General features: G+C 64.6%; 14 protein-coding genes. 10 read left to right on the top strand and 4 right to left on the bottom strand.

The annotated features are described in order from the left end of the window. Positions 1-193: 193 nt before the first annotated feature. Entirely contained in the window at positions 194-844 is a 651-nt protein-coding gene (locus AOT87_RS20400) for a ferritin-like fold-containing protein (RefSeq protein ID WP_030096942.1), read from the top strand. A gap of 9 nt (positions 845-853) precedes the next feature. Here AOT87_RS20400 and AOT87_RS20395 read toward each other — a convergent pair whose 3' ends face one another. Further along, entirely contained in the window at positions 854-1582 is a 729-nt protein-coding gene (locus tag AOT87_RS20395; RefSeq protein WP_030096943.1) for an MmpS family transport accessory protein, read from the bottom strand. Positions 1583-1750: 168 nt separating this feature from the next. On the opposite strand from AOT87_RS20395, the gene AOT87_RS20390 reads away from it, so the two are divergent. Continuing rightward, complete coding sequence (locus tag AOT87_RS20390) at positions 1751-1975, top strand: DUF3107 domain-containing protein (protein WP_030096944.1); 225 nt, start codon at positions 1751-1753, stop codon at positions 1973-1975. On the opposite strand, the gene AOT87_RS20385 is transcribed toward AOT87_RS20390, so the two are convergent. Further along, on the bottom strand, positions 1972-2658 hold the full coding sequence (locus AOT87_RS20385) for a TetR/AcrR family transcriptional regulator (RefSeq protein ID WP_046255945.1): 687 nt from the start codon (positions 2656-2658) through the stop codon (positions 1972-1974). The genes AOT87_RS20390 and AOT87_RS20385 overlap by 4 nt on opposite strands. Before the next feature lie 198 nt (positions 2659-2856). On the opposite strand from AOT87_RS20385, the gene AOT87_RS20380 reads away from it, so the two are divergent. The 8 genes from AOT87_RS20380 to AOT87_RS20345 all read left to right on the top strand — a co-directional run bounded on the left by AOT87_RS20380 (position 2857) and on the right by AOT87_RS20345 (position 12555). Continuing rightward, positions 2857-3876, top strand: coding sequence for a DUF3152 domain-containing protein (locus tag AOT87_RS20380; protein ID WP_044105209.1), 1020 nt, complete (start codon positions 2857-2859; stop codon positions 3874-3876). Positions 3877-3983: 107 nt separating this feature from the next. Continuing rightward, positions 3984-5150: an adenylyltransferase/sulfurtransferase MoeZ gene (moeZ, locus tag AOT87_RS20375; protein WP_196325715.1), complete on the top strand. Its 1167-nt coding sequence runs from the start codon at positions 3984-3986 to the stop codon at positions 5148-5150. Positions 5151-5260: 110 nt separating this feature from the next. Next, a complete protein-coding gene (locus tag AOT87_RS20370; RefSeq protein ID WP_030096948.1) occupies positions 5261-6115 on the top strand; it encodes a TIGR02569 family protein in 855 nt (284 codons plus the stop codon). A 136-nt stretch (positions 6116-6251) separates the two neighbouring features. Continuing rightward, positions 6252-7697, top strand: a complete 1446-nt coding sequence (locus tag AOT87_RS20365; RefSeq protein WP_030096949.1) for a nitrate/nitrite transporter — start codon at positions 6252-6254, stop codon at positions 7695-7697. A gap of 5 nt (positions 7698-7702) precedes the next feature. Beyond that, positions 7703-10216: a nitrite reductase large subunit NirB gene (gene nirB / locus AOT87_RS20360; protein WP_057966894.1), complete on the top strand. Its 2514-nt coding sequence runs from the start codon at positions 7703-7705 to the stop codon at positions 10214-10216. Positions 10217-10336: 120 nt separating this feature from the next. Next, the gene (gene nirD, locus AOT87_RS20355) at positions 10337-10690 is read left to right on the top strand and encodes a nitrite reductase small subunit NirD (protein WP_057966910.1); all 354 of its coding nucleotides are present in this window, start codon (positions 10337-10339) and stop codon (positions 10688-10690) included. Further along, positions 10680-11834, top strand: a complete 1155-nt coding sequence (locus AOT87_RS20350; RefSeq protein WP_030096952.1) for a uroporphyrinogen-III synthase — start codon at positions 10680-10682, stop codon at positions 11832-11834. The genes nirD and AOT87_RS20350 overlap by 11 nt, the downstream gene beginning before the upstream one ends. Then, positions 11827-12555, top strand: coding sequence for a sirohydrochlorin chelatase (locus AOT87_RS20345; protein ID WP_057966895.1), 729 nt, complete (start codon positions 11827-11829; stop codon positions 12553-12555). Before AOT87_RS20350 ends, AOT87_RS20345 begins: the two co-directional genes overlap by 8 nt. On the opposite strand, the gene AOT87_RS20340 is transcribed toward AOT87_RS20345, so the two are convergent. Then, complete coding sequence (locus AOT87_RS20340; RefSeq protein ID WP_005056371.1) at positions 12529-12825, bottom strand: MGMT family protein; 297 nt, start codon at positions 12823-12825, stop codon at positions 12529-12531. The two genes, AOT87_RS20345 and AOT87_RS20340, sit on opposite strands and share 27 nt — an antisense overlap. Before the next feature lie 2 nt (positions 12826-12827). Beyond that, positions 12828-13610: an alpha/beta hydrolase gene (locus AOT87_RS20335; protein WP_057966896.1), complete on the bottom strand. Its 783-nt coding sequence runs from the start codon at positions 13608-13610 to the stop codon at positions 12828-12830. Positions 13611-13617: the final 7 nt, after the last annotated feature.

Below are 13617 nucleotides of genomic sequence, written 5' to 3'. Positions count from 1 at the left end.
GGGGCCGGGCTCGCGTCTATCGGCGAGGGCAGCACGTGCACGCACATTTCCTGTGGGAGAAATCCCTGGGTGCTTCGTGGTCAGGGCGTTCGTCCTGCGACCATGGTAGCGGGTGAGCTGCGTTTTTCCGATTCGCCGTGCTTTGCCGCGCAGATCGGTGTTCTGCCGCGGGCCCCCGACTAGAGTTCCAGGCATGAGTACGGACCTCGATCCTCCCGGCGTCAATCAGCTGTTCGCGGTGATCGCGTACGGCGAGATCGCGGCGTTCTACCGGTTGACCGACGAGTCCAAGATGGCGCCCGATCTGGCCAGCAAGATCGCCATCGCCAGCATGGCGGCCTCGCAGATGCGTCACTACGAGGTACTGCGGGATGCGATGGAGGCCAACGGAGTTGACGTGCTGGCGGCCATGGAGCCGTACGTCAAGACCCTGGAGAACTACCACTCGCTGACGCTGCCGCGGACCTGGCTGGAGGCCATGGTGAAGGCGTACATCGGCGACTCGCTGGCAGCCGACTTCTATGGCGAGGTCGTGGCCTCGTTACCGGGTGAATCGGCGGCGGTTCTCAAGTCGGTGCTGGGTACCACGGGGCACTCGGAATTCGTTATCGCTCAGGTGCGTGAGGCCGTCAAGGACAACCCGCAGCAGCGCAACCGGCTCACCCTGTGGGGGCGGCGGCTGCTGGGTGAGGCGGTGACGCAGGCGCAGCACGTGCTGGCTGGGCACGATGAGCTGGCCGAGCTGGTGATGTCCGGTGATGCCGGTTTGGGCAACCTCAACGAGTTCTTCGAGCGGCTGCAGAAGGCGCACACCGAGCGGATGGCCGTCCTCGGGCTGGCGTAGCGACGAGAGCTACTTGGCGCAGCGCGCGATGATGCTGTTGCTGCTCTGCACCGCCAGTATCTGACTCTCGCTATTGGTAATCGAGCAGTTGACCTGGCTCGCGAAGCTCGTCGCGGTGATCGAGCCGCCGGTGATACCGGGGCTCGGGGTCACGATCATCGTCCAGGGCAGCGAGGCGCCCAGCACGGTGCGTGTTGTGCCATTGCCGTCGGTGTAGGTGATGGTGAGCAGATCGCCCGGCGTCTGGTTACCCGTCACGTAGTACGCGAATGCCGCGGGGGTGATCGGCCGCTGGCCTTCCGGCGGAAGCATCGGGTTCGACGGGGGAGGCTCGGGCGGCGGCGCCTCGGTGGACGGCGCGGTGGACGGCGTCTCCTGCACAGGCGTGCTCGTCACGGTTGTCGTCGACGGTGGCGTCGATGTCGCCGAGGGCGGCGGTGGGGGCGCGGTGGTGGTCACCGGAGTCAGCGAGGGCACGGGTGTGGTGATGGCGGCGGCCGGCGGCTTGTCCTCGCCGCCACTGAGCACGACCGCCGTCGCGATGACGGCGATTGCCAGCACGGCTCCGGCGATGGACGCGACCCATTTCCAGTTCTCGTTGGAACCCGGGGGCCGGTACTCGAAGTCCTCATCGAGACCCGAGTACTCGCGGTACTGCGGGGTCGTCTGGGAGTCGTACGGGTCGTCGTAGGGCTCGTAGTCGCTCGAGTACCGAGAATCTCCGCGATAACCGACCATGATCAGCGCTTCCTCTCAGCCCCATATCAAATGTGAAATCTGATGCTGATGTTACTGCTGTGACTTAAGGACTGGCACGATCATGCGAGGTGTGTCGGCGTGAAGCGCGTCGGCTAACCTCGTCGATACGAGCTCAATGGCGGCTCAACAACTTGGAAAGGTGTCCCCGTGGAGATCAAGATCGGTGTCACAGATAGCCCGCGCGAGCTGGTCATTTCGAGCGATCAGACCCCGGCTGACGTCGAAAAGGTCGTATCCGCGGCGCTGGCCAAGGAATCGGATGTGCTGAACCTCACCGACCAGAAGGGTCGCAAGTACCTGATCTCGGCGGCCCGGATCGCCTACGTGGAAATCGGCGTTGCCGACGCGCGACGCGTCGGCTTCAGCGGCTAGTCCAGCGGCTGCAGCGGAACGTGTGAGAGCCCGCCCCAGGCAAACCCGACGGTGGCGTTGACCGCGTCGTCCTTGGAGATGGGCTTCTCGTTGTCCAGCCAGTAGCGGGCGCTCACCTGACTGATCCCGACCAGGCCCACGGCCACCATGCGGGCATGGTGGGGGTCCAGTCCGGAATCGTGGCTGACCAGGTCGAAGACCGCGTCGGTGCAGGCGCTGATGGCGCCCTCGACGCGCTCGGTGACCTGTGGGACGCCCACCAGATCGTTTTCGAAGATCAGCCGGTACCCCTGGCTGTCGTGCTCGACGAAGTCAAAGAACGCCATCACGGCGGCGCGCAGCCGCTGGCGGTTGTCGGTGGTGGTGCGCAACGCCTGTCGCACACTGGAAACCAGATTGTCGGCATGCTTGTGCAGCACCTCGAGGTACAGCTCCAGCTTGCTCGGAAAGTGTTGGTACAGAACAGGTTTGCTTACGCCCGCGCGTTCTGCGATCTCATCCATTCCGGCCGCGTGGTAACCGCGGTCGACGAATATCTCGCTGGCAGAGCCCACCAGTTGGCCGCGGCGCTCGTCGCGTGGCAGCCGTCCACCACGCCGCGCATTTCCCTGAGTCGAATCTTGCGTCGCCACCGTCGAGTTCACCGTGCCTCGACGCCCGGCCAGATTCGCAAGATCACGCATGTCCTTATCCTCTGCGCACACACGACTTGATGGTCGCGCACGCCACCTCACTCAGCCGGCTATTCAATCCGCCTGAACCCGAACTACAGACAGTACTCCTGGCATCCGGCGGCGTGCCCGAGGCGGGATGGCCTGTCGCTATGCCATCCTTGCCCGGTGACCTACGACCGGCACCAATGGGCGCATAATCGTAGGTCCATGCCAGAAACCATGAGTCGACTCCCCGTGCAGGAGTCCTCCGAACGCTACGAGCCACTGCGCGCCCAGCGCGATCCGCTCGCCGAGGGAAGCGGACGCATCCGTTCCGATCGGCGCGATCGCGACCGCTGGCGCAAGCAGACCTGGCTCGGTCGTTTCATCTCCACCTATGGGTGGCGCGCGTACGCCATCCCGTTGCTGGTCGGGTTGACCGTCTTCGTCGGCTACCAAACCGTCACGCAGCGTGAACCCTCACATGCGGGTACCGGCCCCAACGAGCCCGTCGCCGATCCGCCATCCATTGGCGCGCTGGGTGACGCGATCATTGGCGCTCCGCCCAAGGGCCTCACCCAGTTCGACGCGACCCTGCCCACCGGCGTGCTGCCGGAGGGGGAGTCGTTCACCGAGGCCGGCGCCAAGTCCTGGCACGTCGTACCGGGTACGACACCCCAGATCGGGACGGGTGCGGCGAAGGTGTTCGCGTACACCATCGAGGTCGAAGACGGCATCGACACCATGGGATTCGGTGGTGACGATCTCTTCGCGCGGATGGTGACCGAGACACTGGCCAGCCAGAAGAGCTGGACGCATAACCCGCAGTTCGGGTTCGTCCGGATCGACTCCGGCACACCTGATTTCCGGATCTCACTGACCTCGCCGGCGACGGTGCGCGAGGGCTGCGGCTATGAGATCCAGCTCGAGGCGTCGTGCTACAACCCGCGATACGGCGAAAACGGTGACCGGCGCGTGTTCATCAACGAAGCGCGGTGGGTACGCGGTGCGGTGCCGTTCCAGGGCGACATCACCTCGTACCGCCAGTACGTCATCAACCACGAAGTCGGACATGCCATCGGTTATCGGGTTCACGAACCGTGCGAGCAGGACCAGCAGCTGGCGCCGGTGATGATGCAGCAGACATTCAGCACCAACAACAATGACGCGGCGAAGTTCGACGCGGATTCGATCAAGCCCGACGGTAAGAGCTGCCGCACGAATCCCTGGCCGTATCCGATTCCGTAGCGGCAGTCCCGGCTCGGGAAGGGTTGGCATCCCGATACTGTTGATGCAGCTGTAGCCCTTTCAGACAGCCCTGAGGAATTCGAGTTACAGGAGTCACGGTGCCCACATTGCCGCCGTTGGTAAGTCCCGCCGCCGATCTGACCCGCGAGGAAGTCGCGCGGTACAGCCGGCATCTGATCATCCCTGACCTGGGCGTCGATGGGCAGAAGCGACTCAAGAATGCCAAGGTGCTCGTCATCGGTGCGGGCGGCCTCGGATCTCCGACACTCTTGTACCTGGCCGCCGCGGGTGTCGGCACCATCGGCATCGTCGAGTTCGACGTTGTCGACGAGTCCAACCTGCAGCGCCAAATCATCCACGGCCAGTCCGATATCGGCCGGTCCAAGGCGCAGAGTGCGCGTGACTCGGTGCTGGAGATCAATCCGCTGGTCGAGGTGCGGTTGCATGAGCTGCGTCTGGAACCCGATAACGCGGTGAACCTGTTCTCGCAGTACGACCTGATCCTGGATGGCACCGACAACTTCGCGACGCGCTACCTGGTGAACGACGCCGCGGTGCTCGCACACAAGCCCTACGTGTGGGGCTCGATCTACCGTTTCGAGGGGCAGGTATCGGTCTTCTGGGAGGACGCGCCCGACGGGCTCGGCTTGAACTATCGCGACTTGTACCCCGAGCCGCCGCCTCCGGGCATGGTGCCGTCCTGCGCGGAGGGCGGCGTGCTGGGCATCCTGTGCGCATCCATCGCCTCGGTGATGGGTACCGAGGCCATCAAGCTGATCACCGGGATCGGTGACTCCTTGCTCGGCCGGCTCATGGTGTACGACGCGCTCGACATGACTTACCGCACCATCAAGATCCGTAAGGATCCGGCCACGCCGAAGATCACCGAGCTCATCGACTATGACGCGTTCTGCGGCGTGATCAGCGACGAGGCCTCGGCTGCGGTGGCAGATTCCACAATTACCCCCCGTGAACTGCGCGAATTGCTCGACGCTGACAAGAAGGTGGCGCTGATCGACGTGCGCGAGCCGGTCGAGTGGGACATCGTCCACATCGACGGTGCCGAACTGGTGCCCAAGTCGACCCTGGAGTCCGGTGCCGGCCTTGCCAAGCTGCCGCAGGACCGTCAGGCGGTGCTGTACTGCAAGACGGGGATTCGGTCGGCAGAGGCGCTTGTGGCCGTCAAGAAGGCGGGTTTCGCGGACGCGGTACACCTCCAGGGCGGCATTGCGGCCTGGGCCAAACAGGTGGACCCCGACATGGTCATGTACTGATCGATGGAAACCAGCAACAGCCACGTATTGCGGGACTTCCCATCTGTGACTGCCGACACGAACTCCGAGCGAACACAATCCAGTTCATCGCAGGCGGTAACGTATCCCGCGTGACTGTGGACCGCCCACCCGAGCACGTGCTCGCGACTTACGGGCTCAGCGGCGTCAAACCAGTCCAGCTAGGCCCGACATGGGAGGGTGGCTGGCGCTGCGGTGAAGTGGTGTTGTCACTGGTAGCGGATCATGCGCGTGCCGCATGGTCCGCCAAGGTGCGCGACACCCTGTTCATCGACGGGGTGCGGTTGGCCCGGCCGGTTCGCTCCACCGACGGACGCTATGTCGTATCGGGTTGGCGTGCGGACACATTCGTTGCGGGTGCGCCCGAGCCCCGGCACGACGAGGTCGTGTCGCTGTCGGTGCGCCTCCATGAGGCCACTTCCAAGCTGGAACGTCCCCGATTCTTGACCCAGCCTCCCGTGGCGCCCTGGGCCGATGTCGATGTGTTCATCGCGGCCGATCGTGCGGCCTGGGAAGACCGGCCGCTGCAATCCTGGCCCTCTGCTGCCCGGGTGTCGCCCGGCTCGCCCGATGGCCAGAGATCCATCGATCTGATCAACCAATTGGCGAGTCTGCGGCGGCCCACCAAGAGTCCACCGCAGCTGGTCCACGGCGACTTGTATGGCACCGTGCTTTTCGCGGGCGCGGCCGCGCCCGGTATCACCGACATCACCCCCTACTGGCGTCCCGCGTCCTGGGCGGCAGGTGTCGCGGTGGTGGACGCACTGTCCTGGGGCGACGCGGACGACGGTCTTATCGAACGCTGGGCGACCTTGCCGGAGTGGCCGCAGATGCTGTTGCGGGCCTTGATCTTCCGGCTGGCCGTGCACGCACTGCACCCCCGTTCGTCGGCACAGTCCTTCCCGGGGCTGGCGCGCACCGCGGCTCTGGTGCGGCTCACGCTGTAACGCGCATCACTTTCGAGCCTGGATGTGACGCGTTCGGGGACCCTCACCGTGACATGACAGACTCATGTGAGCGAGATGTGATGGCTCGGTCATCGCCAGCAGCGCCGCTGCAACAAGATTTTTCTACCTTGCTTGCATGGCGAACAACACGGCAGCAGCCCCAATTGCACGGCGCGGACGCTGGATTGAGAACTGGGATCCGGAGGATGTCGCCGCCTGGGAAAACGGCGGTGCGAAAGTGGCGCGGCGCAACCTGATCTGGTCGGTGGTCGCCGAACACGTCGGATTCTCAGTTTGGTCCATCTGGTCGGTGATGGTTCTGTTCATGCCGCAGAACGTCTATCACATCGACGCGGCCGGAAAGTTCTTCCTGGTGGCCATGCCCACCCTGGTTGGTGCCGTGCTGCGGCTGCCGTACACCTTCGCCACCGCATGGTTCGGCGGGCGTAACTGGACCATCTTCAGTGCCCTGGTGCTGGCGGTGCCGACCTCACTCACCTTGTACTTCATGGCGCACCCGGAAACGTCGTACACCACCTTCATGATCGTGGCGGCGGTCGCGGGATTCGGTGGTGGAAACTTCGCCTCCTCGATGACCAACATCAATGCCTTTTACCCGCAACGGTTCAAGGGCTGGGCGCTGGGCCTCAACGCGGGTGGCGGGAACATCGGCGTCCCGGTGATTCAGGTGCTCGGCCTGCTCGTCATCGCCACCGCCGGGAACCGTTCACCGCACTGGGTGGCGGGTATCTACCTCGTGCTGATCGCCTTCGCCGCCGTGGGTGCGGCGCTGTTCATGGACAACCTGGCGAACCAGAAGACCGACGGCCGCTCGCTCATCAACGTGATGAAGTACCGGGATTCGTGGATCATCGCCTTCCTGTACATCGGCACCTTCGGGTCCTTCATCGGGTTCAGCTTCGCGTTCGGGCAGGTGCTGCAGCTGAACTTCCTTGCCGGGCTCGCTCACAGCGGCCTGACGCCGGCGCAGGCGGCGGCGCAGGCATCGCTGCACGCCGCGCAGATCGCGTTCATCGGGCCGCTGCTCGGCTCGCTGGCCCGACCGTTCGGCGGCTGGCTTTCGGACCGCACGGGTGGCGGCAAGATCTCGCTGTACGCCTTTGTCGCGATGATCTTCGGCGCGGGCATCCTGGTGTCCGCCGGAACCATCGACGACCGCACGGCCGGCGCGCCCTCCGGAGCCATCATGACCGCCTACGTCGTGGGCTTTATCGTCCTGTTCGTCGTCTCCGGAATCGGTAATGGCTCGGTGTACAAGATGATTCCGTCGATCTTCGCCGCCAAGGCGCATAGCGCCGGGCTCGATGAAACCTGGTCGCGAACCATGTCCGGTGCCTTGATCGGTGTGGCCGGAGCCATCGGCGCCCTCGGTGGTGTGGCCATCAACCTGGTGCTGCGTGCCTCCTACCTCAGCGCCGCAAAGTCGGCCACCATGGCGTTCTGGGTGTTCCTCGCCTTCTATGTGGTCTGCGCGGCGGTCACCTGGTACGCCTACGTGCGGCGCCCGGTGGGAGTTCCGGTGCCGGTAGTTCTCGATTCCAAAGACGAAGTGGCGGTGTGAAAGTCATGAACAAGAAAGTCGTCGTCATCGGCCACGGAATGGTCGGCCACCGATTTGTCCAGGTGCTTCGCGAGCGTGACGCCACCGATCAGTGGCAGGTCACCGTCCTCGGCGAGGAATCCGACGCCGCGTACGACCGCGTGGCGCTGTCCTCGTACATCGAGAGCTGGGACCGGGACTCGCTGGCGCTCACCGGAAACAGCTATACCGATGACCCCATGGTGACTCTTCATCTCGGCGACCGGGTGGTCGGCATCGACCGGGCTGGGCAGACGGTCACCACCGAAGCCGGCACCGTCCTGGACTATGACGCACTGGTGATGGCCACCGGTTCATACCCGTTTGTGCCCCCGGTGCCCGGTGGCGACGCCGACGGTTGCTTCGTCTACCGCACCATGGATGATCTGGATGCCATCAAGGCCGTCGCCGACAAGTCGCCGGGTGCTGCGGGTGTCGTCATCGGCGGTGGCCTGCTCGGCTTGGAGGCTGCGAATGCGTTGCGCCTCATGGGGTTGGCCCCGCATGTCGTGGAGCTCAATCCTCGCCTCATGCACCTGCAGGTCGACGAGGGTGGCGGTGCCCTGCTCACCCGGCTGGTCACCGACCTCGGACTGACGGTGCACACCAGTGTGTCCACGGCGGCCATCGAGAAGGCAGAAGACGGAACGCTGTCCGTACAGCTGTCGGACGGGTCCACGATCGACGCCTCGGTGCTGGTGTTTTCGGCGGGCATCCGGCCGCGTGATGAGCTGGCCAGGGAATGCGGGCTTGAGTTGGCCGAACGCGGAGGCATCTTCACCGATGCCGGTTGCCAGACAAGCGATCTGCACATCTATGCGATCGGTGAAGTAGCCGCCATCGAAGGTCGTTGCTATGGGCTCGTCGCGCCCGGGTACACCACCGCCGAGATTGTCGCGGACCGGCTACTCGGCGGCACTTCCGAGTTTCCGGGCGCCGATCTGTCCACCAAGCTCAAGTTGCTCGGGGTGGATGTTGCCAGTTTCGGCGATGCCCACGGTACCTCCGACGGTGCCCTGGAGGTCGTCTTCAATGACGCAACCAAGGGCACCTATGCCAAGCTTGTGGTCTCCGATGATGCGCGAACCCTGTTGGGCGGCATCCTCGTCGGTGATGCCAGCGCCTACGGCACCCTGCGGCCCATGCTGGGCCGGGAATTGCCGGCAGACCCGGCCGCACTGATCGCGCCCTCGGGTGCGGAGATCGGCGTCGGCGCACTGCCCGATGACGCGCAGATCTGCTCGTGCAACGCGGTGACCAAGGGTGCGATCTGCAGTGCTATCTGTGAGGGCGCCACCGATGTGCCGGCTCTCAAGGCGGCCACCTGCGCCGGAACATCCTGCGGTAGCTGCATTCCGATGCTCAAGCAGATCCTGGCCGCTCAGGGTGTCGAGCAGTCCAAGGCGCTGTGCGAGCATTTCGCACAGTCGCGCGCCGAGCTGTTCCAGGTGGTGCAGGTGACGGGGATCCGGACCTTCTCGGAGCTGATTGCCAAGCACGGCACGGGAACCGGCTGCGACATCTGCAAGCCCACGGTCGCGTCCATCTTGGCCTCCACGTCCAGCGATCACATTCTGGAAGGGGAGCAGGCCGCGCTGCAAGACACCAACGACCACTTCCTGGCCAATATGCAGAAGAACGGCACCTATTCAGTGGTGCCGCGTCTGCCGGGCGGCGAAGTGACTCCGGAGAAGCTCATCGTCATCGGCGAAGTAGCAAAGGAATTCGGGTTGTACACCAAGATCACCGGTGGTCAGCGCATCGATCTCTTTGGTGCTCGCGTCGAACAGCTCCCGCTGATCTGGAAGCGGCTCATCGACGCCGGTATGGAATCCGGGCAGGCTTACGGCAAGTCCCTGCGCACCGTGAAGAGTTGCGTGGGTTCGACGTGGTGCCGGTACGGGGTTCAGGATTCGGTGGGCATGGCCGTCGAACTCGAATTGCGCTATCGCGGACTGCGTTCCCCGCACAAGCTCAAGATGGGCGTGTCTGGATGTGCCCGCGAATGCGCCGAGGCCCGGGGCAAGGACGTTGGCGTCATTGCCACCGAGAACGGTTGGAACCTCTATGTCGGAGGTAACGGTGGCGCCACCCCGGCGCATGCCAAACTGCTCGCCGGAGATCTGGATTCGGAGACGCTGATCAAATACATCGACCGCTACCTGATGTTCTACATCCGCACCGCGGACCGGCTGCAGCGCACGGCGCCGTGGCAGGAGGCAATCGAGGGTGGCCTCGATCACATCCGGGCCGTGGTGTGCGAGGACTCGCTTGGTATCGCCGATGACCTGGAGGCCGCCATGGCCCGCCACGTTGAGGGCTATTCCGATGAATGGGCGGCCGTCCTGGCCGACGAGAGCAAGCTGCGCCGATTCGTGTCGTTCGTGAACGCGCCCGAGGAACTCGATTCCACCATCGCATTCGACGACAGCGGTCCGCGGAAGGTACCGGTGCTGTTGGGTACTCCGGGATTCAGGTCTGCCGCCGAGTCCGCAACGTAGCGGGCCGGTGGGGGTAATACTCGGGTAACACAACTCGGGTAGACATGACATACACAACGAGAAGGAGGGCCGGAGATGACAATTCTGGACGCGCGCCCCCGTCTGAAGCGATACCAGTACGTGTGGTCGACGGTTTGTGCGGTGGATTCACTCACCCCGGGCCGTGGTGCTGCGGTACTCCTTCCGGACGATGTACAGGCCGCACTTTTTCTGCTGTCCAATGGAGAGCTGTACGCGGTCGGTAACATCGATCCATACGGCCAGGCCGCGGTCATGTCGCGCGGTTTGACCGGTGACCGTGGCGGTGAGCCTACGGTGGCATCACCGCTGCTCAAGCAGGTCTTCTCGCTAATAGACGGGCGTTGTCTCGATGATGCGTCGCGCCGGTTGCCAGTCTTCGAGGTGCGGGTGAGCAATGGAAATGTCGAAATCGGAATGCTCAGGAGCCGACACCGGAACGCGGTTGCCGCGTAACGAACAAGAGCGTCGGCTCGACGGATTCACTATCGGTGTCACTGCTGCGCGCCGGTCGGAGGAACTGATCGCGCTCCTGGAACGCCGGGGTGCTGCAGTGGTGTACGCCGCAGCCATCCGGATCATCCCGCTCGCGGATGACGCCGAGTTGCGTGAGGCCACCGAGCTCGTCATCGCCGACCCGCCCGACGTCACGGTGGCCACCACCGGAATCGGGTTCCGTGGCTGGATCGAAGCCGCTGACGAATGGGGTGTGGCTGAAGGTCTCAAGTCGGCGTTGGAGTCCGGGCGTTTGGTCGCTCGCGGCCCCAAAGCCACTGGGGCGATTCGCCAAGCGGGGCTGCGCGAAGAGTGGTCACCCGCGTCCGAGTCGTCAGCGGAGGTGCTGGACCGGCTGCTGGAAGAGGGTGTCGAGGGTCGGCGTATCGCCGTGCAGCTTCATGGTGCCGCCACCGAATGGGAGCCCATCGCCGATCTCTGTGAAGCGCTGACAATCGCTGGTGCGCAAGTTATTCGGGTGCCGGTGTACCGCTGGGAACCTCCGGAGGATCAGCGGCCGATGGACCGCATGATCTCCATGGCCATCAATGCCGAGCTGGACGGGATCAGTTTCACAAGCGCCCCCGCCGTGGCATCAATGCTCGGTCGCGCCAAGGCAACCGGGCGATTGGATGAGCTACTGTCCGCGCTGCGGGGCAGAGTGGCGCCGCTGTGTGTCGGCCCGGTGACCGCGGCGCCGCTGGAAGTACTGGGTGTGCAGACAACGCAACCCGAACGAGCGCGGCTGGGGGCGTTGGCCCGGCACGTTGCTGATGAATTGCCTAGGCGTGCACCACGTTTCCATGCCGGTGGGCATGTTGTGAGTGTGCGCAGCTGCGGGATTGCGGTTGACGGCGAGACGCGTCAGATCTCTCCGGCGGGAATGGCGTTGATGAAACGGCTGATGGTGCGTCCCGGTCAGGTGGTGTCGCGCGAAGATCTGTTGGGTGTCCTGCCCGGTGGCGGAGACGACACCCATGCGGTGGAGACGGCGATGACGCGCCTGCGGTCTGCGCTCGGTGCGCCGAAAGTGATTCAAACAGTGGTCAAGCGCGGTTACCGGCTGGCGATCGATCCGACCATGATTGGGGAATGCCATGGATGACGGTCTTCGCACATGCGGCTCGTCCGCTGTCGAATACGTCTTGGTCGCGCATGGAACGCGTTCGGCTGCCGGCGTGGAGAACATTGCGGCGCTCGCCGAGGCGGTGTCGCTGCGCATAGGTGCGGTGCGCACCGCATTCGTCGACGTGCTGGGTCCTACCCCGTCAGAGGTGCTGTCGACGATCGAAGGTCCCGCGGTCTTGGTTCCGGCCTTTCTCGCATCGGGATACCATGTGCACCAGGATATTCCGCAGCATGTCGAGCTGAGTGGACATCCCAACGTCGTGGTGACCCAAACATTGGGGCCCGATCCGGTGCTGGCCAGTGTGATGGCCGAGCGGCTGCGCGAGGCCGGGTGGCGTCATGGTGATGCGGTGGTGCTCGCGGCGGCAGGGTCTTCCGATCCCCGGGCTCGTCATGAGGTGCACACCGCGGCGAACATGCTGGCGCATCACACCGGCCCCGTCAGAGTGGGCTATGTCGCCACGGGCGAACCGCGGGTGCCCGACATGGTCGCAGCAGCGCGTGCGACCGGTCGGCGCGTCTTCATCGCGTCGTATCTATTGGCGCAAGGTCTGTTTCAGGAGCGCCTGGCCGCGTGCGGCGCCGATGGTGTCGCACAGCCGTTGGGTGTGCATCCCGAGATTGTGAATCTCCTGGTGCGCCGATTTACTTCGGCGGCGGTGCCGGGTGCGCTAGAAGCCGTGGCGGACGTCGCGTAACGCGATTCGTCCGTCCACCGCCAGCACGCCCTCGGCCCTCAACAGTTCGAGCTGTCGGGTGCGGATATGAGGTGCGGGGCGACCGCTTGCCCCGATGACACGATGCCAGGGCAGGTCGGCCGAGTCGGTTCGCATGATCCATCCGACGATTCGTGCACTGGAAAGGCCTGCCGCGTCGGCGATATCGCCGTACGTGGCCACCCGACCGGCCGGTATCGACGCGACCAGCGAGCGCACCAGCTCTACTTGTTCTTCGGTGACGGCCGCCATGCTTACTCCAGGTGTGACCGTATCGCGGCGGCGGTTTCGGTGGGTCGTGATTGGGACACCATATGGTCGCAGTCGACGTCTACCAGCTCGAACCGGTCGCCAAGCTTGGCGGCAAGAGCATCCAGCAGTCCGGTGGTGACATAGGGCGGCGAGGTGCGGGTGGCGCGCAACAGGGTAACGCGAATGATGTTGTTCGGCAGGGCGATATCGCGTGCCAGCTCGCTCCACGCGGTGACCACGGCAGGCAGGTGCATGCGCCAGCCCCACCGGTCGTTCGGCAGTTGGATCAGGTGTTCATCCAGTTCTGCCTCGATGACGTGGTCCGGTACGTCCGACCATGCTCCGGCGACCTTGTCCGACTTTGCTTCGGCGCGGTCGGTGTAATCCGGATAGGCCACCATCTGCTCGGCGATCTGACGCATCCAGTCACCGTCCAGTCCGATCGCCGGGTCCAGCAGCACGAGCGAGTTCACGAGGTCGGGTCTGCGTGCGGCCAGATGCAACGCGGTGGCGCCGCCGAATGAGTGCGCCACCACCACAATGGGCCCTGATTGCGTTTCGTCGAGCACCGCGGCAACCGCATCGGCATGCGCTTCCAGCGACCATGGCGCGGGTGCGGGGGAGCGCCCGTGGCCCAGTAGATCCAGTGTCAGGGTGGGCACATCGGGGAGGTGCTCGTCGAGAAGCGGCGCCCAGCGCTTGCCGTGCCCGGTGAGCCCGTGCAACGCCACCAGACGCGCGGGTTCGTCGGGGCCGTACCGATGGGTCTTCAACGTCGGTGTCACCCGCGGA

It is taken from the genome of Mycobacteroides sp. H003 (assembly GCF_001440135.1).
GTDB lineage: Bacteria > Actinomycetota > Actinomycetes > Mycobacteriales > Mycobacteriaceae > Mycobacterium > Mycobacterium gwanakae.
Note: the sequence above shows the minus strand (reverse complement) of the source record. Positions and strands in the feature narration are given on the sequence as shown.

Bases quoted from the DNA above. Each gene is read 5' to 3' on its own strand.
- AOT87_RS20385 (WP_046255945.1), bottom strand. From the start codon at position 2,658: ATGCGTGATCTTGCGAATCTGGCCGGGCGTCGAGGCACGGTGAACTCG.
- AOT87_RS20345 (WP_057966895.1), top strand. From the start codon at position 11,827: ATGGATGACGGTCTTCGCACATGCGGCTCGTCCGCTGTCGAATACGTC.
- AOT87_RS20365 (WP_030096949.1), top strand. From the start codon at position 6,252: ATGGCGAACAACACGGCAGCAGCCCCAATTGCACGGCGCGGACGCTGG.
- AOT87_RS20340 (WP_005056371.1), bottom strand. From the start codon at position 12,825: ATGGCGGCCGTCACCGAAGAACAAGTAGAGCTGGTGCGCTCGCTGGTC.
- nirB (WP_057966894.1), top strand. From the start codon at position 7,703: ATGAACAAGAAAGTCGTCGTCATCGGCCACGGAATGGTCGGCCACCGA.
- AOT87_RS20395 (WP_030096943.1), bottom strand. From the start codon at position 1,582: ATGGTCGGTTATCGCGGAGATTCTCGGTACTCGAGCGACTACGAGCCC.
- AOT87_RS20380 (WP_044105209.1), top strand. From the start codon at position 2,857: ATGCCAGAAACCATGAGTCGACTCCCCGTGCAGGAGTCCTCCGAACGC.
- AOT87_RS20400 (WP_030096942.1), top strand. From the start codon at position 194: ATGAGTACGGACCTCGATCCTCCCGGCGTCAATCAGCTGTTCGCGGTG.